At 41.0% G+C, this 19,585-nt stretch carries 21 protein-coding genes and 1 pseudogene; 3 read left to right on the top strand and 19 right to left on the bottom strand.

Annotated elements, in window-relative coordinates; genetic code table 11:
- Positions 1-106: 106 nt before the first annotated feature.
- From AC1DWN_RS06810 to AC1DWN_RS06770, 9 genes and pseudogenes are all read right to left on the bottom strand, one after another.
- Complete coding sequence (locus AC1DWN_RS06810; protein ID WP_477558162.1) at positions 107-574, bottom strand: SRPBCC family protein; 468 nt, start codon at positions 572-574, stop codon at positions 107-109.
- Positions 575-593: 19 nt separating this feature from the next.
- A complete protein-coding gene (locus AC1DWN_RS06805) occupies positions 594-1,337 on the bottom strand; it encodes a class I SAM-dependent methyltransferase (protein WP_477558161.1) in 744 nt (247 codons plus the stop codon).
- 249 nt (positions 1,338-1,586) lie between these two features.
- Complete coding sequence (locus tag AC1DWN_RS06800) at positions 1,587-2,372, bottom strand: carbohydrate ABC transporter permease (RefSeq protein ID WP_477558168.1); 786 nt, start codon at positions 2,370-2,372, stop codon at positions 1,587-1,589.
- A gap of 44 nt (positions 2,373-2,416) precedes the next feature.
- A complete protein-coding gene (locus AC1DWN_RS06795) occupies positions 2,417-3,292 on the bottom strand; it encodes a carbohydrate ABC transporter permease (RefSeq protein WP_477558160.1) in 876 nt (291 codons plus the stop codon).
- Between the two features lie 90 nt (positions 3,293-3,382).
- Positions 3,383-4,672, bottom strand: a complete 1,290-nt coding sequence (locus AC1DWN_RS06790; protein WP_477558159.1) for an ABC transporter substrate-binding protein — start codon at positions 4,670-4,672, stop codon at positions 3,383-3,385.
- Positions 4,673-4,774: 102 nt separating this feature from the next.
- A complete protein-coding gene (locus AC1DWN_RS06785) occupies positions 4,775-6,343 on the bottom strand; it encodes a response regulator transcription factor (protein ID WP_477558158.1) in 1,569 nt (522 codons plus the stop codon).
- Positions 6,344-6,345: 2 nt separating this feature from the next.
- The gene (locus AC1DWN_RS06780; protein ID WP_477558157.1) at positions 6,346-8,109 is read right to left on the bottom strand and encodes a sensor histidine kinase; all 1,764 of its coding nucleotides are present in this window, start codon (positions 8,107-8,109) and stop codon (positions 6,346-6,348) included.
- A gap of 182 nt (positions 8,110-8,291) precedes the next feature.
- A pseudogene (locus tag AC1DWN_RS06775) lies at positions 8,292-8,454 on the bottom strand (LLM class flavin-dependent oxidoreductase); the annotation flags it as partial.
- Between the two features lie 40 nt (positions 8,455-8,494).
- Complete coding sequence (locus tag AC1DWN_RS06770) at positions 8,495-9,664, bottom strand: MFS transporter (protein WP_477558167.1); 1,170 nt, start codon at positions 9,662-9,664, stop codon at positions 8,495-8,497.
- Between the two features lie 405 nt (positions 9,665-10,069).
- On the opposite strand from AC1DWN_RS06770, the gene AC1DWN_RS06765 reads away from it, so the two are divergent.
- The gene (locus AC1DWN_RS06765) at positions 10,070-10,651 is read left to right on the top strand and encodes a TetR/AcrR family transcriptional regulator (RefSeq protein WP_477558156.1); all 582 of its coding nucleotides are present in this window, start codon (positions 10,070-10,072) and stop codon (positions 10,649-10,651) included.
- A 509-nt stretch (positions 10,652-11,160) separates the two neighbouring features.
- Entirely contained in the window at positions 11,161-11,421 is a 261-nt protein-coding gene (locus tag AC1DWN_RS06760) for a YmaF family protein (RefSeq protein WP_477558166.1), read from the top strand.
- A 109-nt stretch (positions 11,422-11,530) separates the two neighbouring features.
- Here AC1DWN_RS06760 and AC1DWN_RS06755 read toward each other — a convergent pair whose 3' ends face one another.
- From AC1DWN_RS06755 to AC1DWN_RS06745, 3 genes are read right to left on the bottom strand one after another with little or no spacing between them, the layout of a single operon-like run.
- Positions 11,531-11,929, bottom strand: coding sequence for a pentapeptide repeat-containing protein (locus AC1DWN_RS06755; protein ID WP_477558155.1), 399 nt, complete (start codon positions 11,927-11,929; stop codon positions 11,531-11,533).
- Between the two features lie 7 nt (positions 11,930-11,936).
- Positions 11,937-12,599 carry a hypothetical protein gene (locus tag AC1DWN_RS06750; RefSeq protein WP_477558154.1) on the bottom strand — a complete coding sequence of 221 codons (663 nt, stop codon included), beginning with the start codon at positions 12,597-12,599 and terminating at the stop codon, positions 11,937-11,939.
- A gap of 27 nt (positions 12,600-12,626) precedes the next feature.
- A complete protein-coding gene (locus tag AC1DWN_RS06745) occupies positions 12,627-13,115 on the bottom strand; it encodes an NUDIX domain-containing protein (protein ID WP_477558153.1) in 489 nt (162 codons plus the stop codon).
- 179 nt (positions 13,116-13,294) lie between these two features.
- Between AC1DWN_RS06745 and AC1DWN_RS06740 the strand changes: the two genes are divergently transcribed.
- Complete coding sequence (locus tag AC1DWN_RS06740; protein WP_477558152.1) at positions 13,295-13,828, top strand: GNAT family N-acetyltransferase; 534 nt, start codon at positions 13,295-13,297, stop codon at positions 13,826-13,828.
- A 101-nt stretch (positions 13,829-13,929) separates the two neighbouring features.
- Here AC1DWN_RS06740 and AC1DWN_RS06735 read toward each other — a convergent pair whose 3' ends face one another.
- The 7 genes from AC1DWN_RS06735 to AC1DWN_RS06705 form a co-directional block, all read right to left on the bottom strand.
- On the bottom strand, positions 13,930-14,571 hold the full coding sequence (locus tag AC1DWN_RS06735; protein ID WP_477558151.1) for a class I SAM-dependent methyltransferase: 642 nt from the start codon (positions 14,569-14,571) through the stop codon (positions 13,930-13,932).
- Positions 14,572-14,682: 111 nt separating this feature from the next.
- Complete coding sequence (locus tag AC1DWN_RS06730; protein WP_477558150.1) at positions 14,683-15,120, bottom strand: NUDIX hydrolase; 438 nt, start codon at positions 15,118-15,120, stop codon at positions 14,683-14,685.
- Between the two features lie 483 nt (positions 15,121-15,603).
- Positions 15,604-16,281 carry an SDR family NAD(P)-dependent oxidoreductase gene (locus tag AC1DWN_RS06725; RefSeq protein WP_477558149.1) on the bottom strand — a complete coding sequence of 226 codons (678 nt, stop codon included), beginning with the start codon at positions 16,279-16,281 and terminating at the stop codon, positions 15,604-15,606.
- Between the two features lie 199 nt (positions 16,282-16,480).
- A complete protein-coding gene (locus AC1DWN_RS06720) occupies positions 16,481-16,948 on the bottom strand; it encodes a GyrI-like domain-containing protein (RefSeq protein WP_477558148.1) in 468 nt (155 codons plus the stop codon).
- 58 nt (positions 16,949-17,006) lie between these two features.
- Positions 17,007-17,447: a hypothetical protein gene (locus tag AC1DWN_RS06715; RefSeq protein ID WP_477558147.1), complete on the bottom strand. Its 441-nt coding sequence runs from the start codon at positions 17,445-17,447 to the stop codon at positions 17,007-17,009.
- Between the two features lie 147 nt (positions 17,448-17,594).
- Positions 17,595-18,377: a DeoR/GlpR family DNA-binding transcription regulator gene (locus tag AC1DWN_RS06710; protein WP_477558165.1), complete on the bottom strand. Its 783-nt coding sequence runs from the start codon at positions 18,375-18,377 to the stop codon at positions 17,595-17,597.
- Between the two features lie 210 nt (positions 18,378-18,587).
- The gene (locus AC1DWN_RS06705) at positions 18,588-19,367 is read right to left on the bottom strand and encodes a class I SAM-dependent methyltransferase (protein WP_477558146.1); all 780 of its coding nucleotides are present in this window, start codon (positions 19,365-19,367) and stop codon (positions 18,588-18,590) included.
- Between the last annotated feature and the right edge of the window lie 218 nt (positions 19,368-19,585).

The following is a 19,585-nucleotide window of genomic DNA, read 5'->3' as shown; positions in this document are numbered from 1 at the left end:
CCGTTATCACCATCAGTGCGTTGACTTGAAAATATGACTGCATAATACGATCCGTTTGTTTCATGAATCATTAGATCTTGCTCCTTCATTCGTTCGTTTAGCTATTTCATATAACGTGGGCATCTGGAGCCTTATCCGAAACAAGATTCAATGCGATACCATGCTCGAGAAGTGCCTTTAGACCGCAGAGGACAATCGTAAATCCTTCCGTTGAATCTATGGCTTGCTTTACGATTTCATCCCCTGTTCCTTTGAACCCTGAGTTAGTGATCTTGACGTAAGTTTCGTTCTCTGCCCGAGGAACAAAAATCCACTCGACCGTGGAGCCAAAATCGATTAGGATTCGCTTGTTTTTCTCGATTACTTTTACATCAACTTCTGTAGAAGCACCGTACATTTCCCAATCCCACTGAACACTTGTTCCGGGCTCTAATTTTCCGCTGCTTTTGGTGAACCAGAATTTTGTAGTTATCGCAGGGTCGATAAAAGCCTGAAATACCTCTTCAACTGATTTTCTAATAAGCATTTCTGCTTTTGCAATCGGTTCATCATTTATCGTTAGCTTTTCCATCATGATTTCTCCTTCTTAGTMCCTATTTACTAGCCAAAATAGTAAATTCCCACGGAATATTTTCATTATTCCAACCACGATGTTCATCAAACCTCTCTAATTTAAAGCCCGATTTGATTACTGCATTTATTATGTCGCTAAGTGTATAATATCTAATCGTTACGTCTGGGAAATCTTGCTGTTCATCCTCGTTAAAGAAACCCTTATATGCTACATCCCCGCTTCGTAACTCCTTATCGAAATAATTGACTTTATCACTGCCAGAAGACAAACATTTTATTAATGGATGGAAATCACTAAGAACCATTTGCCCGCCATCTTTAAGTAATGAATAAAGAATAGACATCAATTTATCAATATCATTAAAATAGTGCAGTATCCCACCTTCCAAATAAAGTATGTCAAAATGACCCTCATACTTTTTTAAGTCTATATCATAAATATCAGTGACAATAAAATCAATAGAGGCACCTGCATACTCCGCCAATTCTAGTGCATATTTTTTGTTTTCTTCTGAAATATCAAATACCGTCACTTCTGCTCCTAGTAAAGCTATTGGAACTGCCTTTCTGCCATTAGAGCCACAAAGATTAGCTATCTTTTTGCCTGCAACGTTTTCAAAATACTGTTTATGCTTTTTAAGACTTGCGATTGGGTTTACTACTATTTGTTTAGCATGATCCATAGGGGGACCGTTTCGTTTATTCCAAAATTCATAGGCTCGATATTCCCATGCCTTTTTATTTTGTTCACTTTGTTCATTCATTTACAATTCCCCCTTCTTTTCATAAAATGCATTAAAAACCCTACGGACTTTATAATGCCACATTTATGGATGGAAAAATTATACTTTATAAATTTGGTAATAAACAAGAAGTTTTCTGAAATGTATTTCATATTACTGCCCGTTAACAGGGAAAAAGCAGCCGATAATGATGGCCGCCTTTCCGTGAAATAAGACTATTTTCTTATGTGCTGCACGACATGCTCCAAAGATAACTCCCCTTGAGTGGTCTTAACCTTTCACTGCACCGGACGTAATACCTTGGATAATAAAACGCTGCATGAACAGGAAGAACAGGATGATCGGGACAACTGCCATCGTTAAAGCCGCCATCGCCAGATGCCATTCATTCGTGTATTGGCCGAAATAAATGTTTGCTGCCAGAGGGATCGTTCTGGTACTATCGCTGCTCAGTGTAATTAGTGGAAGCAGGAAGTCATTCCATATCCAGAGTGAATGTAAAATGGCGATTGTCGTGGTGATTGGCTTGAGCAGCGGAAGCAGGATCCTGAAAAACACCCCAAACGTACCACTCCCGTCAATGTGAGCCGCCTCCTCTAATTCGCGCGGGATTCCTTTGATGAAGCCATGGTACAGAAATAACGCAAGCGGAACGCCAAAGCCCCAGTACATAATAATAATTCCGTGGAGTGAATTGATGATGCCTAGCTCCTTAGCTACCTTCACAAGAGGCACCATCAGTGTTTGGAACGGAATAATCAACGAAGCAAGAATGGACATAAAAATCACGTTGCTTACTCTACCTGGGCGGCGAACTAATTGGTAAGCAGCCATAGAACTGATAAGCAGAATGCCTACTACGGACACGACAGTGACGATGATAGAGTTCATGAACACGCCGAAGAAATTGATCTGCTTCCATACCGTGACAAAATTTTTAAATTGGAACACCTCAGGAAGCGCTACGACGGAGGTCACGACCTCGTTGTAGGTTTTGAACCCGTTGATAAACGTCATGTACAGCGGGAAAAAGAATATTAGTGCCAGCGCAACCATGAGCAGCTCGAGTCCGAGAGTTCTTATGTTGTAGCGACCGTTATTCACATCTCTACCTCCTTGCGTTTCATTGCCGAGACTTGCACAAGAGTGATACCTGCCAGCACCAGGAAGAACACGACTGCTTTCGCCGAAGCAAGAGTAAACAAGTTCTTCGTGAATGCATCCAAGTAAATGTGATAAGCGATCGATTCCGTCGATCCGAACGGCCCGCCTCTCGTTAGGGCGAAGTTCAAATCAAAAGACTTGAACCCGGAGGAAATCGCCAAAAACAAGTTGATCGTCATCGCCGGGCGAATAAGCGGCAGAACTACGTTTTGCATACGTTTCCATTTTCCGGCACCATCAATTTCCGCAGCCTCCAGCAAATCCTTCGGAACGCCTTGAAGCGCCGCCAGGTAAATAACCATGAAATATCCGACGGAATGCCATACGCTGACAATGACTAACGACCAGAAAGCATAGCCCGGCAAGCTTAGCCAGTTTTTCATAAACATGGACCACTCGGTTGATTTTCCAATTTCTGCAAACAGATTCGTGAAAATGAACTGCCATATGAAGCCGATGATGACAGGTCCGATGACGTAAGGAAGGAAAAAAGCGGTTCGGAGAAGATTACGGCTTTTCAGTGATAAGTTCAGCACCAAAGCAAGCAAAAATCCGAACACGTTCAACAAGATTGTAATGACAAACACAAATTTAAGTGTGAAAGCAAACGACTTATGGAACCCGGTGTCCTTCAAAATCGTCGCATAGTTGTCCCAACCGGCCCAGGCGATATCGCTGCTGATTCCGTTCCAATCCTGAAATGAATATATAATGGCCCGCAAAAACGGCACCAGGATGATCAGAGTGAAAAAAAATAAAGCAGGAGCGACAAATACCACATACGTCCATAGCTTACGATTTCTCGATTTCATACTGTCCGTCTCCTTTATCTTTCTATAAACCATTCGATGTATGCCCCAACTACGGAAGCCATACATCGAATAGTCACGGTGATAGGTGGATTAATTTTTTATGCGGGCATTCCAAATGTTCTGAACTTCGTTTATAGCCTGATCTTTCGTAAATTGCCCGCCGACATATGCCTGAAGCGGCTTCGCGAACTCTTGGTTCGAACCGGATGGCCATAACGTGTGTGCCCAAGGAAGTGTTTGGTTTTTCTCCACGTAGCTGCTCAGATCATTCGCCAAAGGTCCGAGCTCCGGAGTCGTCTTCAGATCAGTGAAAGCAGGAATCAACTTAAAGGAATCGACTAAATACTTTTGGCCGTTTTGATGGAGCCATATCAGGAATTTTTTCGTTTCGTCCACATGCTTGGAATTTTTGTTAAGTACATAATAACCTGGAACGCCTACTGGCATTTTCGTTTCAGCTGCGTTATCGTTCAATGGAATCGCGAACATGCCCATTTGGATGTCCGGGTTGATTTTCATGATCGAATCGATGGTCCATACGCCCTGCTGCATCATAGCCGTTTTGCCAGACGCGAAGTCGGATACCTGGTTATCATAGCTGACACCGACGGATTCCGCTCCTTTGCCGTATTTTACGGTTAAGTCAAGAACATCGAAGAACCCGTTCATATTGGCGATATCTTTGACTTTCAGTTGGCCTTTATTAATATTATCAATGGAAGCTATAGGATCTTCTTCAGCTGCGAACGGTAAATTGAACAGATGCTGTCCGAGTATCCACCATTCCTTGTAGCCCTCGGCGTAAGACTGTATGCCGGCCGCCTTTAGTTTTTCGTTCATCTGTGTAAGCTCTGTCAGTGTTGTCGGCACCTTATCGATGCCCGCTTTGGCAAAGAGTTCCTTGTTGTAGATGAAGCCATATCCCTCGAAGGCAATCGGAAAGCCAAGCTGTTTGCCGTCAACCGTCATACCCGCCACTGCGGAAGGGGATACCTTGCTCATCCAGGGTTCATTAGACAAGTCGACAAGCTTGCCGGACCAATCCGTAATATCGGAGAATGCTTTGGTCATGAAGATATCAGGTTCTTCACCGGAAGCGAAGCGGGTTTTGAGAATCGTTTCGTAATCCTTTGTTACTTGAGCCTCTATGATGACATTCGGATTTTCCTTCGTGTAATCGTCAGCCATCGCCTTTACTTTATCGGTGATTTCGGCTTTGAACTGCAGCAGCTTAAGGGTCACTTTTTCCCCCTCGCCTGATTTGGACGTGCTGTTCGGAGAAGCGGAATTATTTTTTGGGGCATCCCCTCCACCAGCGCAGCCCACTAAGGAAGCCATAAGAAATGCCATAGTGCAGACCATAGAAATCGACTTTTTCATTTGTGTTTATCCCCCTTGAATTAGAATGAATCCTGTTTACACTCCGATTGTATCTTCTCCGTATGCTCAGGGGCAGGGAATATATTCACCTAAAAAAGGAATCTATGAATCTCGGTGCTGCTTCCGGAACTGTAGAGGTGAGACGCCCTGCTGCTTCTTGAATACTTTACCGAAGTAATTCTCGTCGTCGTAGCCGAGGGAATTGCCGATTTCCGAGACCGGCTTGTCCGTAAATTGGAGCAATGACCTGGCCTTATCCATCCGAATCTCGGTTAAATAAGTCATCACGGTCGTATTGTATAGCTCCTTAAATTTCTTGGCGATATACTGTGGACTGAAATGAAAACGTTCCGACAGAACCGATAGTGACAAATCCTCATGAAAATGTCGTTCGATATACTCCTGGATCGCCTTCACGCCGCGGTTACCCAAGCCGCCCTGCCCTTGCTCCTCCATGAGGGTCCACCAATGCTGAATGAATGTTCTCTCCCATTCGTTCAAATCGCTAATCCACAGCGGCATCATAAGATTCGACGCCTCCTTGCTTGCGTGCATCAGACGACTGGCCCGCTCCAATAGGAGATTGGCCTCGATTGTGCAGGCTTGTAGATCTTTCAAACGAAAATTCCCTCTATGCCTGAGGCTTTCAACGAAAGAGTGAATAATCTCGGCTGCATAAGCTTTATTGCCGGTATCAAGGGTGGTTTGCAGCAGAAACTGTTGATCCGTCAATCGTGGGGACTCTCCTGGGGTGATTACCGCTCTATCGGAACATTCCCCTATATCAGAATTCAATAAGGCAGAGCGAGCTTCACCGATAGCACCCGGCAATCCAGCAGCGTCAGCTTCCGAATCGCATATTCCTACAAGTGTGTCCAGCTCCAATATGTCCCGCCATGCTTTGGTTACCTTCTCCATGCAGCGTCGGTGCTCGGAAGCTGACTGATAACTGACAGTCAAGGCCGTTAGCAGAACCCACTGGTAATCATCGAATCTGCATAAGTAATGAGCGCCATAGGCTCTAAGCGTTTCATGGGCAATATTATTGATTGCAAAAACAAAGAGCTCCCTATCACCCATGAAACGACGATCCACAAGATCCATGCGATTGCATGGCAGTATCAGCGACACCCGTAGACGTTCTGAAGAAAGACCCACTTTATGCAGCATTCCCCGCAACCCCTCATGAAAGACAGATTCCCCCTTTAAATAAGCCGCCAGCTTCTGCTCATAGACTAAAGAGTCGGCCCACTTGATCTTGAAGTCAGTTTCCCTCTCTTCCAGCAGACTCACTTCCCGGTCTTTCCATGCCATTACAGCTTGTTCAAGAACTTGTTCAAGATCCCTTTTGGAGAAAGGCTTAAGCAAATAATCAAGTCCATTCGCCCGAAGTGCAGCACGCGTGTATTGGAAATCGTCATGTCCGCTGACTACAATGACTTGTGTATCAAAGCCTTCTTCACGAAGTTGACGCAAAAGCTCCGTACCGTCCATTCCCGGCATACGCATGTCACAAAACATAATAGCGGGCTTATGCAGCCGCAGCAAGTCGATTGCCTGTCGGCCGTCCTCAGCCTGCAGCCGCTCGGAAATTCCGAATTTATCCCAATCTATAGCCAAATCAATGCCTTCCCGAACATGCTCTTCATCATCCACGATCAAAACTTTCAAGGTCATTCCCCTCCTACGATGCTAACTTCAACTGGAAAACGAAGCGTAATAACAGTTGATTCATATGGGATGCTGCTTATGTCCCATTCGAAATCTGGTCCGTAAGTCAAATGCAAACGATGAAGCACATTGAGGAGCCCGATACCACCTTCATCCGGTCCTTGCAATTGACGCTTATCGTAACTCACTCTGATTCTTTCCAGCACTTCAGGCTCGATTCCTTTCCCGTTATCCATAACACGAATCACGAGATCTCGGTCAAGCTCAATGCTAATATGAAGCGTTCCTGTTCCCTTGCCCATTTCTATGCCATGTATAATACTGTTTTCCACCAACGGCTGCAGGATCATCTTCGGAACGCTAATGGACAGAGCCTCGCTCGGGCAGGAAAGTGTATAGGAGAGCTTATTTTTAAATCTGCCCGTTTGCAATGACAAATAGTGCTCGATATGCTCGATTTCCTTTTGAAGGCGTACGGTTTCCGATTTCAAATCCATGCTGTATCTCATAATTGCACCGAGCTCGGCAATCTTATCACTGATTTCGTCGGCGCGGTGGCGTAGTGCCATCGTTCCGATTGATTGCAAAGTATTATATAAAAAATGCGGATTGATTTGCGCCTGCAGCATTTTGAGCCTTGCAGTCGTAAGCTCCAATCGGCTGCGGTATTCATTGTTGATTAAGTCGTCCAGCCTGCCGACCATCGTTTGGAAACGCTGTTCCAACACACCGATCTCGTCCATACGCCCGGAAGTCTCCCTAACTCGGAAATTCCCCGATTCCAATTGCACGATGTTGCGCAGCAGTCTCTTAATCGGAGCAATAGTCCGATAAGATAAGATGGATGCGAATATGATTAGAAAAAAGAGAGCGATGAGTTGAAGAACCAAAGTAAAGTTTAAAGTCCGTTTAGCCGCCTCAGTGATGACATCAGCTGGTATGAATTTGACGAGTGACAACGGTAAATCCTGATACTGATCCTGAACGTACACAAATACTCCTTTTCGCCCGTCAAGTTTTCCATTCACATAACCTCGCGCACCCCAATGCTCCGGTTGCGACTGCGGCCCGTCAAATTCCACAGCCGGTTCCAGGTCGGTTGCATAAAGCAGCTTAAATTGCTTTTGAATATGAAGAAATACCGTCTCTCCACTTTGGGCATCGGACAATGGACGAATGATTTCAGAGATTTCTTTTTGTCCTACATAGAGAGAAACAAGACCGAGAACATCTGGCTTCGGGTAATCGACGAGCGGTTTATGGAAAGCCAATACCCTCTCCTCACCAAGCATCAATACTTCATACCCCCGGCTTACATCCCAGTTCTCCCCCTCTTTCTTCGGAATTTCCGAAGGTGACAGCTGAAGAGATAACTCCAACAGCGCAGAATGCGAGTTCATGTAAGTCTGACCGCTTCCCGCGCTAACGTAACGTACCGCTTTTAATTCAGAATAGCTGTTATATAAGTTTGAGACTTTATCGGTAATGTAAAGCATTTGGAATGGGGCTGTTTCCCTAGAACGCAAATAATTCATAAGGGTTTGATCATTATAGAACGCAACCGACAATCTGTTAAGGTTAGTCAAATAACGTTTCATATTGTCCATGCCGATCTCCATCGTTTTCTGGTTGAGCGCGATAACCTGCTCTTCTACTGAATCCGATGTGGTTTTATACGAGATCAGATTAGATAGTCCAAATGGTAATACGACAGCAATGAGCATGCCAACCAGCAATTTGAAAAATAAACTTTTTTTATATAGCATGCAGATTCTGTTCCTTTGCAAGTGTAGTTTTTATTATAAAAAAAATGATATGCAATATATTCTTCGATGAACATAACACGGATCTACAAGATAATCCATCAATTAAAAACTCCCAACACCGTGGTATATCAAGCCATGAAGATCCCTCTATTTTAGATATATCTATCCATATATTGAGGTGTGTAATCCTTCCGATGATACTCACCTATGCAAACAATCAAGTCCCACCTGATCGGCAAAGACTATTTCTTCGACAGCTTCACGCAATCGCTGTGCATGACTCACCATTTCACCAGTCTGAACATCCGGCTTTGTTTCTACAAACGAAGTAATACCTATCTCCATGGACAATCTCTCCTATTCAAAATTTTAATATTATTTATTATTATTTTAATGCGACAGCCGTAGTACGGCTCGACATTGCCCAAAACAGAAGAGCTAAAGCACTAACAGTGGCCCCTAGCAGACATACTCCGTTCCAACCATATTGTGCATAGATATGGGTCGAAGCAATGGAACCGGCAGCACTTCCGATGGAATAGAAAACCATGTACCCGGCGGCTAGCCGACTGCGCGCCTCCGCACGCAATGCGAAGATCATACTTTGATTAGTCACATGAACGGCCTGAACTGCCAAGTCTAGAAGTACAATCCCAATGACCAATGCGAACAGCGACTGTTCTGTATAGCTGATTAGCAACCATGATAGCAATAATAAGATCAAAGCTACGCCCGTAGTTCTCTGTCCGTAACCTCGATCGGCTAGCTTACCCGCCCTTGCTGCAGCTAAAGCTCCAACAACTCCCATGAGACCAAACGCCCCAATTGCAGTGTGCGAAAGAGATAATGGCGGCGCGCTAAGAGGCAGTACTAATGGAGTCCACAAAATGCTGAAAACAGTAAAAATCAGTAGAGCCAGAATAGCGCGGATGCGTAATATCCGTTCTTGTACGAGCAACATAAGCACCGACCTAAGCAATTGGGGATAGGACAGTGATTTTACCTCACGCTCAACATTTGGTAACACCCTAAATAATACACAAACCATAAGAAGCATCAACGCAGCAGAAACCAGATATACGGAACGCCAACCCGCAAGATCTGTTAATATTCCTGAAATGGTTCGCGCAAGAAGTATGCCAATTACAATTCCACTTGTTACCATGCCAACGACACGTCCGCGTTCGGCAGGGGCAGCCATTGTCGCCGCGAATGCCACAAGAGTCTGCGTCACAACGGCAAGCAGTCCCACCAAAGCCATACCTGCGAATAGTACTGTGCTGTTGGAGGCAGTGCCTACTATAACCAGAGCTATCATGGATAATAACATCTGACCGATAATCAATCGGCGCTGGTTCAGTAAATCGCCAAGCGGCACCAGCAGCAACAGTCCCAATGCATAAAAGATCTGAGTGATGGTAATGAGAATGCCAATGATTGAATAGTCAATACCGAACTCCCTCGACAGATTATCGAGTAGTGGTTGTGCGAAGTAGATATTGGCAACAGACATCCCGCAGGCAACCGCAAACAATAGTGTCACATAGCGTGGCATGGAAGAACCATGAACTGAATCAGATGTGAAAAGCGTCACCTGTGACGAATTCGCCTTTATATCGGCTATGATTGCTACTTTTTCTTTAATCTCCTCCATTTTGTACACACCCTACCTCCATAAATTTTAAATGCTGAGCATAATATTGTACCGAACGGTATGATATATCGCCCAGTTAATATAACGCATATAAACTATCGCTGTCAATAAACGTATTAGATTTAAATGGTTAATATCTTCATATATGATCTTCCCTATTTAGAATAAACTGACCGCATTTGACAATAATATCGGCTAACTATACAATTATAATATACTGTTCGGTACGTAAATAAAGGCGTTTACATGTGATCGGGATTATTGAGCAATTCAGAAAAAAATCAAGAGTAACGAGAGGTATTGATTATGGGACGAACCCGCGAATTTGACGAAGAAAAAGTACTAGATGCAGCTATGCAGCTATTTTGGGAGAAGGGATATGAGGCTACCTCATTAAACGATCTAACTTCCAGAATGGGAATTCAAAAGCCTAGTATATACTCGGCTTTTGGAGACAAAAAAGAATTGTTCGAAGCCGCGCTGCGCAAATACACGATGTCCCGAGCTATTCATGTCCGAAACAAACTTCAAATCAATTCATCTGTAAAAGAAGCATTCCGCACTTTTTTTGAGGGAGTGGTTGCTGAGGATTATACAGAAAATCGCAGCCGTGGATGCTTTTGCATCAATACAATGGTCGAACTTGCGCCTCATGATGAGAAATTTGAAATTCTTACAAGGGAACATCAAATGTACCTATCAGTCATATTTCAAGAAACCATTGAACGAGGTATACAAACAGGTGAGCTCGAAATCGGTGTAAACGCGAAGGCTTTATCACAGTCGCTAATCGTATCGTTAATTGGACTAACCGTATTAATGAAATCTCGTCCAGAGCGATCATTTGTTGATAATACGATAGAGGTGATACTTACATTGCTTAAGTAATTCGGAATGAGTTCAATATTAACGAATAGGCATCACTTTTGGGTCATTCAGTTATAGAAAATGGATCTCTCTATTCCAGATGTAACCGTAAATCTTACCCAAAATAGACACCGTCTATAATTCAAAGTTATTAATTACAGGGACAACCTTCCATAAAAAAATGAGAAGGTTGTTTCGCATACTTATTTTAATATAAGCCTACAGTTAGTAGTTTCATTCGACATTTTCCCAGCAACTATTTTTCTTATTCCTCCACCTCCGACTCCCCTTTCGACGCGCCATATTATCCATAACTGCAGCGGAAATGTCATTATATAAGTCATTTATCCAAGAAATGCAAAGGGAATCTACATACTCTATTATTATCTCTTAATAGAAAGGATTGATTTTCATATGATCAAAATACAGCAAGGAAGCAGTGGTCCCGTGCAATTCAAACATCGAATGCAAGGATTGACCACATTAGTTAACGGACACAGGCATGCATTTGGTAACTTGACTGATTATTCATCCCTGAGGATGGAAGACACCGCCATAACTTCAGAGGAATTACAACCACTGCAGATAATCACCGTCATAACTATTCCGGACGAACAGGCCTTAATATTGGAACTGGCGTGAACCATTTTCACCGATTTCAGATCCAAACGGCAGTCGCAGACGGCCATCGCCACATTATTACCGGTAGAACAACGGGAGTAATTCGCATCGGAGCTGTGCTCGGTCACAAATTAATTGTTGAGAAAATCGTTCGTCAGCGTGTAAAGTAAACTGGCTTCTAAGTTGACCACGATACTAAAGTGCCCCCCTTAAAGTAGCTATCGGAAAATCCTAAATGTGAATCCGACTAAACTTTAGGGGGTGTAGTATATTTACTTCTTATTTGTGTTCGGTAGCTACATACTGTTTGATTAAGCTTTCAATATTAACTCCATTTATTATCAAACCTGAAATATTACAGTTTTTTAACTGAACATTCGTTAAATCGCAATCAGTAAGTACTCCTTGTTGTAAATTACAATTTGAGAACTGCACAGGACGTTTGTTATGATCTACATCTGGTCGACATGGGTTTCCATATCCAATGTTTTGAAAATGTGCGCCGCCCCACTGTGCACCATCAATGACAAGCTCACTCAAATTAGCATCGGAGATATTCATTCCTGTCAAATTCACATCGTTCATAGTGAGTTGCTCTGCCCGAACATTATTAAAGCTAGAATTAGTAACATCCGAATTAATTACAGTCAGGACTTCTTGCTTATTTTCTAGTATCATTTTTTAATCACTCCTTTTTTATTAGTTCAAAATAAGACACCAATGTTCGCAATGGATTCCCGATTTCCACATTCATTTCACGCTCTACCTTCTCGGCAGTTTCAACCATAGATAATTGAGCAACTGAAACGATTTTGTTTGGGTGAGTGACAAGCAGATTCTTCATATAATTAGTTAACTCATTAACATACTGCTCTTTCTTTCCTTGCATGATTAGCTCGAATGTATTCGGTGCGACTTGCAATTCAATATTTATTGTTTGTTTATGCATAATCGCAAATTCATTAAGTCTTCTCATTGTTCCTTCGACAGTTGCCGGATTTGTGAATAGCAGTACTTGTGGCTCTGTTATACTGCAAATTTGGTGGAAGAATGGCTCGTCTATTTTTATTATAGGAACCAATGTCTTTAGCTGCTCTTCATCAAGAATCGCAATGTAGTTCGTACAGGTAATTAGAATGGCATCAACTTTAGTATTTGCTATCCATTCAATCTGCTCATTTACCTTGGCTTTAGCTTTTGATACATCAAAGGACTCATCCGAAGCAATTCTGTTCATTAGGCCAGGGTCTACAAAATGCACTAGTTCTACATCATTTGAAGCAATAGCATTTTGTATGTACTCGATGTTGGTGTAGTGGGCATGCAAACACCCTATCTTTCTCTTCATCTAAAAACCACTCCCTTTTAATTCCCTCTATGATAACGTATATGCATCATAATTAATGTATTTATTGTTCGTTTGGATATCAGTCTTCACCTTGGATAAGCCGGAGTTTGACTCTACACTTTTATAGGAACGTACAAATTCTTTCGTTAAACTTACAACCATGGAATCGGCAAGTACATCATCTATTGGTCTATACTCTACTACTGAAATTTCAGAACCATCAGCAATTAGTTCACCTGAAACCATTTCCATCTCAAAGATGAAATATATTCTATGCTCCATCTCATTATGAAGCTGTTTTAATCCTGTTCTAACTCCAATAAGTCTTTTAGGTCTTGCTGTAATCCCCGTTTCTTCTTTTACTTCTCTTATGGCTGCTTCTTCGAAAGTTTCCCCGTCTTCCACACACCCGCCCGGCAACATCCAATAATCCTTATTTGCACCATACGTAATTTTTACTAGTAGCACATTGTTGTCTTTTACAATTAATCCACCCGCAGAACAAGCAACTCTCACAAACACTCCTCCAATCCATTTAATGGAAGTATATCACGCTCTTGTTCTCAATGGATGCGACCTATGATAAACTCAGACTATTAAAATTTTCCAAATGAGTAACAAAGCGATATTCAGTTAAAAAGGTAGGTCTGTTAAATAAGTTGCTACTATTTATAGAAATGGGGAGGAGAGAAAAAATGTTTCCAACATTAGAGACAGAAAGATTGATACTAAGAGAAATCTCAAAGAATGATGCTGAAGGCATATTCACTTGTTTTTCCAATGAAAATGTGACTCGATATTATGGACAAGAAACATTAGATCATATAGAACAAGCAGAAGCATTTGTTGATTTTTTTGCAAATAGTTACAAAGAGAAAAGAGGAATTCGTTGGGGAATTGAAATAAAAGGAAATCAAGGGATAATTGGAACTATTGGATTTAATGTATGGTCCCCCAAACATAAACGAGCAGAAATAGGTTATGAAATACATCCAGAACACTGGAGAAAGTGCTATACTTTCGAAGCTGTATCTAAAGTAATTCAATATGGATTTGATGAATTTGGTCTTACTCGCATAGGGGCAGTTGTTTTTATAGATAATGAAGCATCAATTAAATTGCTAACCAAAGCTGGATTTCAAAAAGAAGGCGTTTTGAAGGATTATATGTATCAAAATGGAGAGGCATACGATACATATGTATATTCAATCCTTAAAAATAGTAGATAAGCTCTTGTTCAACTAAAAGATGGCTTAATTGAACAAGGGAAGTCTAAGGAGCTCCCCTTCTTTATTTTAAAAATCTTGCCTCTGAGAGTATTTTTACTAGGCTATATTGTCTCTATTTTCAAGTGATCAGGTTTTTTTCCACATGCCATTACATAGTTCATCATCGCATAGGCTTCTGGAGAATTGTTAATACTCTTATGCTGAATAACATTATCGATATCTAAATCAACATAACCTGTATTTGCTAAGAGTCTTGGCAGACTCCTCCCGATATACCGATTGCCCCCTCTTGAAGCTTGATAGTTCGCCAATTTCTGTAACACAGAAGGTAACAAATTAAGGTCTGGATGGACCGCTCCAAAAATACCATCATCAATATCAATGATAACCAATTTTCCTCCAGGCTTTAGTACACGATAGATTTCACGAGCAGCTTCCTCCGGATTATGTAAATGAAGAAAGAGTAACCTTGCTATGRCAAAATCATATGAGCCCTCAGGGAGTCCGGTGTCATACACCGATGAATGTACAAACTTCAAGCTGGATGGAGATATATGATCTAACCTGTTTTTAGCTTCGTTCAATAGCTTTGAATCGATCTCCAGAGCTGTAATTTCACTATCCTCCAGACTCTTAACTAGTTGCTCAGTTACAAAACCAGGACCACTGCCGAGTTCTAACACGCTCATTCCATTTTGCAATCCATACCATTTTAAGTTTCGAAATTCTTTATCCCATCCCATCGTTGCTTGAACCTTCAGTCACTCAACCTCGGTTTCATAACCTAAAGTAGCATTGCTAATGTTATATGTGAAGTGACGCTCTTTCATATGCTGCCTCCGTTCTGTTTTCTATTAAACAGTCCCCTGAAAAAGATAAGGAATTGATACGACATTTTCTCTATTTTTTATTTTTAATTTAATGGGTAAATAGTTCATACATTCATTTGCCGTTTCAAGATCCATCCACTGAACCTCTATTATTTCTTCATCAGGGTCCGAGATTTTCATTTCTCCACCTACGATGTTTGCTAAAAAAGTAAATAGTACGGCATGGTGTCCCCTTTCTGTAAAAAGAGCTTCCCTAACCGAGTAAATACCGGTAATTTCAATATCATATCCTGACTCTTCTTTCGTTTCGCGTATTACAGCTTCTTCTAACGTTTCACCCGCTTCGACCGCGCCACCAGGAATACTCCAATACGATGATTTCTCGTTTTGATTCAAAACCATTAATATTTTTTTGTTAGAATCATCGAAAATTAAAGCAGAAACCACATTCACTTGAATCAAAAGAGCACCTCCCTAGCAAAATAGTAATAGTTCAATAGCTTACGGATTTCTGCAATACAGATATACTTTCCTCTAGGAATGTCTTATTTTTTTTCAATCCCTCTATTTTTACACCAAACAACTGCGCTAAAAGCATCGTAAAAACTATAAAAGGGCAGTATTGACTCCAGTTCCATTAGAGGATGATTTAGAATGGATATTGTACATTCAAATAGCTTATTCCCCATGTTTCATTGTGTTTGAATGGAAATGATACAATCAAAACGGTCGTTAGAAGCTCTTTATCTACTTATCATGCAATTAGCCTGTATGAAATACAGTCTGGGACAATTAAAACGTTTTTGAAACGGTTTTGATTGTATAAAATACAGTCACATACGACAAGAGAAGAGAAAAATACGGTAAAGTGGAATCGCTTGGTCTCACTTTCCGTCAAACGCTAATTTTTAGGTTGAGCCCAAATAAATTCAATAAAATCTTCTGTTACCAAGCTTTCACTACTTTTCCATGTTCGAATTTCTCCATCAATAAAGCTACTATTTTATTTGCGGCATATTCGGGAGTCTTTAGATTTTTCATATAAGTGAAGTTAGATTGCATATCCGTATGGACCATACCTGGTCTAACTGCCATGATTTTGACTTTGGAATTTTCTATGCCAATGCTCTTTGTAAATGTTTCTAAACCCGATTTTGATGTGGAATAGCAGCTTCTACCTGAAGACAAATTGAAGGATGATCCGGATGAGACATTTAAGATTCTTTTCTCAACATTCATATGTTCCGAGTATTTAATGAAAGTAGAAGTTAAAATCATCGGTGAAACCAAATTGATGTTCATCAGCTCAATTATTGAACTTGGATCCATCTCCTCAATAAGTTGATCAGAAACAATTCCAGCATTATTGATTAAATATAAGGATTCAACATTAGATGTATCAATCTTCTCAAAAATTCCTCTCATACATTCATCAATATCGTGTACGTTGTTCAAATCAAATTGGAAATAATCCAACTTATGCATTTCGGATTGAGCTAGAGCAATTAGTAAATCATTCTTTTCCCTTGAGATACACAACAAATGATGATCATGTGATAAAAGATTTTTACTAAGGGCTTCGCCTATCCCACGCGAAGCTCCAGTCAAAATAATGTACTTCACTTCATAGCCCCCCTACATCTTCTATTTGTGATTCTACGCTAACTTTTTTCTATTTCAAATTTAACTATTCAGCCATGAAAACACACTATAATAGCGAGGAAAAGACAGCCGAAAGTTTTGGCTGCCTTTTCCTAATGGTTATTGCTATATAGTTATCCGTTATCTTCATTTATTGAATTGCACAAAATAAAGGATCCTATTATTTAGCAGGTATATAAATATCAATTTGACCCTCTTCACTTTCTAATGAATGAACATCGTTCCAATATTCAATATCTATTGGTCTACCACCATACTTATTGTTTATAAATTCATACGTGGTTCCAATCTGTGATTCAAGACCTTTATGTACAATTTTAACAAAACGACCAGGAGGTACTGTGTACGTTATCATCCCATTAGGGATTCTATCAAATGAATTCACTTCAAAAGCAATAACATGTTGATAGGGTACATGATGAGTCCATTCACCCTCATGAGAATAAATTTGAAGTAAATAAATACCTGATCCTGCCCTGTCTTCAACTTCAAACTTTCGTTCCTCCAAGTCCTCTCGTAACGCCACTACAATTTTCGATTCTAAAACATTGTTTAAACTCTCAATTAGTGAAAAACCAACCAACTTGATCTCTTGTCTTTCCATAATATCGATTTGATAAGTTTTCATCTGTATTTCCTCCCCATCGTGTTAACCAACTTTCCTTTATAGTTGATTTATTATTTTACTATCGTGTGAGATCGCCGTTGAAAGTAAAAAACGCCAACTCGGCGACGTTTCCTTCTTCCGCCTCACAATTGCCTAGCACGAGCTGCTGCTCATCTCCTTCTTCTTGTATCTTCATCGCCTTACACGTGAATGTTGATTTACTGCCTCCATACATGTCCCTCGTACTATCCCTTTTGATCGTTACCATTTTACCATCTGAAATTAAATCGTAGATCGTGTATCCCCCATCAAGAAAAGGCGGAATTGCTAGAACGTAATCATGTTTTTTATTATTGAATCTATCTACAAATTCCTGCATCCGAATTAAGTCTTCATCACCGAACGTTTTTAAGATATCACTACCTGTATGGATGGGTTGCTTATGATTATTGCTTGAGTTTGAGCATGCTGATAATCCAAAGCAAACAAATATCAGAAAAACAAGTTTGAGATTTTTCATGTTGAATAAACGTCCCCCCTTGTAGAATTTCATTTTAAATGTACCATATATTCACTATTATTGTTAAAGAAAACTACCTACATAACGAGAAAAGACAGCCACTACTATCGGCTGCCTTTTCCTTATGATAATTGCGATTTATAAAATTTATTTTCGTTCACTATCTTCCATTTGCGCTACAATCACTTTAACCCCAAGTACACGGATCCGTTCGATCGCTTCTGGGTCAGCATCCCAGTCTGTAATTAATATGTCTAAATCCTCAATCTGCCCAGCCTTCGCAAACCCATCGTTACCAAGAGAATGGTGTGTTGCAATTCCAATGCGGCGGCGGGATCCAGCAGAGACCACTCGACCAAAAGCCGCTACTTCTGGAGTAGCGACAAATATTCCCTCCTCAGAGATACCGCCTCCAGTAGCAAAACTGATATCAAACTTAAATTGACGAACCAATTCGTTCGCAAGCACATCTGTAATATTACCAGAAGGTTTTACAAGTCCACCAATTAAATAGGTACTTATCCACTCCCGTTCACGTAATACGTCTGCTACCCGCATACTATTGGTTACAATAGTTAGCGGCATATGGTCAGGTAGATGATTCAATAACACGTAAGAAATAGAGGCACTGCCAATAAATACGGTGTCATTCTCTCGTATATAAGATACAGCTAGTTTAGCAATAGCATTCCCTTGCGATGATCCTTCACCGTATCGCTTTTCTGGAGGTTGGGCGGACTGCCGGACTTTCATAGATGGTATCGCGCCGCCGTGAGTTTTTTTGAGTAACCCTTTTTCCTCCATAATAGAAAGGTCACGTCTAATCGAATCAATAGAGATTTGGAACTTTTCCGCCAAGTCTTTGACTAATACCCGATTTTCTTGGTGCAGTAACTCAAGAATCTTCTCCCTACGTTCTTCCGCAAACATCCCTAAACCTTCCTCCGACATGCCTTTTCCCTCCCGAATTATCTGTTATCCACCTGATATAATTCAACTATATACCGTTTAATTCATTTTTTCAACCGCCTTATTCAGTTTTATTAGTTTTTATGCGGTTTTATTCAAGTTCACTAAGCTATAAGATAGCCCCTTCATTTTAAATAAATGAAGGGGCTCGCCGGCTTGGATACACAAGCTTTATTTTTTTATTGCCTGATAAACAAATTTCTGACTGCCGTCAGTAGGTTGTTTCCCATCTTCGAAATCAGCACAAACTGTTATGTCTGTAAACCCGATGCTTTGCAAAATGTACCTGAATTCTTCTACCCCATACCACCGTAGTGCAAAACGTTGCAATTCAGTTTGAATTAGCTTTCCATCACGCCACTTTTCATACTTCAAATAGTCCACTCTATACTGGTGAAAGAAAATATCGGCCTCTACGCATTTACCTTCCATCGTGATGATATCACCATTAGGAAAGTGATAAGTTGCTGAGCCACCCCAGTTACCGAGATGAGAGCTGTCGAAGTCCTTTTCAGGCAAAAATAGATCAAGTATCAGACGGCCACCTGGTTCGAGATGTTCGTACAGTCGATTGAGAACCTTTAGTGAAGCTTCACGCTGTTCAATTAACAAAAATGATCCGCCAGCAATAATAATTGCCTCATATTTATGTGGCAAGGCAAGCTCTAACAAGTCCGCTTGATATAAATTCGTATCCAGTCCACGTTCATCACAGCGTTTTCGGCAAGAAGCCAGCATTTCAGCTGAATAGTCCACCCCATCAACAGTAAGACCAGCTTCCAGAAGTGGGATAATTACACGACCAGAACCAACCATCGCCTCGAGAATGCGCCCCTTGCAATCTTTAAGCTTGTCTTGATAATATTCAACATCCCCACCAAAAGAATGTCCTACTCTCTTGGTCAGGTCATAAACCTCCGTACATAGTTCTCCATAATAGCTAAATGACATAAGTGTGTTTTCCCTCCGTAATTTGCGATTCGGGAGAGATAACCTATGTGATTATCCCTTCCGTTCCTCTAAAATAGTTTTATTGCCAACGGATGATTTGTTTTTTCTCACGATAATCACTCACTTTCTAATAGGTTATATTTACTGTAACTTGGAAATATTGCATGAGCAATGGATAAAATAATTATAATGAACATTACTGCTGACTAGCCCAAAAT

The organism is Paenibacillus sp. P4_A7, assembly GCF_056402455.1.
The sequence above is the reverse complement of the archived record's forward strand: the minus strand, read 5'-3'. Positions and strand labels throughout refer to the sequence as shown.

Bases quoted from the DNA above. Each gene is read 5' to 3' on its own strand.
- AC1DWN_RS06810 (WP_477558162.1), bottom strand. From the start codon at position 574: ATGATGGAAAAGCTAACGATAAATGATGAACCGATTGCAAAAGCAGAA.
- AC1DWN_RS06805 (WP_477558161.1), bottom strand. From the start codon at position 1,337: ATGAATGAACAAAGTGAACAAAATAAAAAGGCATGGGAATATCGAGCC.
- AC1DWN_RS06800 (WP_477558168.1), bottom strand. From the start codon at position 2,372: ATGGTTGCGCTGGCACTAATATTCTTTTTCCCGCTGTACATGACGTTT.
- AC1DWN_RS06795 (WP_477558160.1), bottom strand. From the start codon at position 3,292: ATGAAATCGAGAAATCGTAAGCTATGGACGTATGTGGTATTTGTCGCT.
- AC1DWN_RS06790 (WP_477558159.1), bottom strand. From the start codon at position 4,672: ATGAAAAAGTCGATTTCTATGGTCTGCACTATGGCATTTCTTATGGCT.
- AC1DWN_RS06780 (WP_477558157.1), bottom strand. From the start codon at position 8,109: ATGCTATATAAAAAAAGTTTATTTTTCAAATTGCTGGTTGGCATGCTC.
- AC1DWN_RS06770 (WP_477558167.1), bottom strand. From the start codon at position 9,664: ATGCCACGCTATGTGACACTATTGTTTGCGGTTGCCTGCGGGATGTCT.
- AC1DWN_RS06765 (WP_477558156.1), top strand. From the start codon at position 10,070: ATGGGACGAACCCGCGAATTTGACGAAGAAAAAGTACTAGATGCAGCT.
- AC1DWN_RS06755 (WP_477558155.1), bottom strand. From the start codon at position 11,929: ATGATACTAGAAAATAAGCAAGAAGTCCTGACTGTAATTAATTCGGAT.
- AC1DWN_RS06750 (WP_477558154.1), bottom strand. From the start codon at position 12,599: ATGAAGAGAAAGATAGGGTGTTTGCATGCCCACTACACCAACATCGAG.
- AC1DWN_RS06740 (WP_477558152.1), top strand. From the start codon at position 13,295: ATGTTTCCAACATTAGAGACAGAAAGATTGATACTAAGAGAAATCTCA.
- AC1DWN_RS06720 (WP_477558148.1), bottom strand. From the start codon at position 16,948: ATGAAAACTTATCAAATCGATATTATGGAAAGACAAGAGATCAAGTTG.
- AC1DWN_RS06715 (WP_477558147.1), bottom strand. From the start codon at position 17,447: ATGAAAAATCTCAAACTTGTTTTTCTGATATTTGTTTGCTTTGGATTA.
- AC1DWN_RS06710 (WP_477558165.1), bottom strand. From the start codon at position 18,377: ATGTTTGCGGAAGAACGTAGGGAGAAGATTCTTGAGTTACTGCACCAA.
- AC1DWN_RS06705 (WP_477558146.1), bottom strand. From the start codon at position 19,367: ATGTCATTTAGCTATTATGGAGAACTATGTACGGAGGTTTATGACCTG.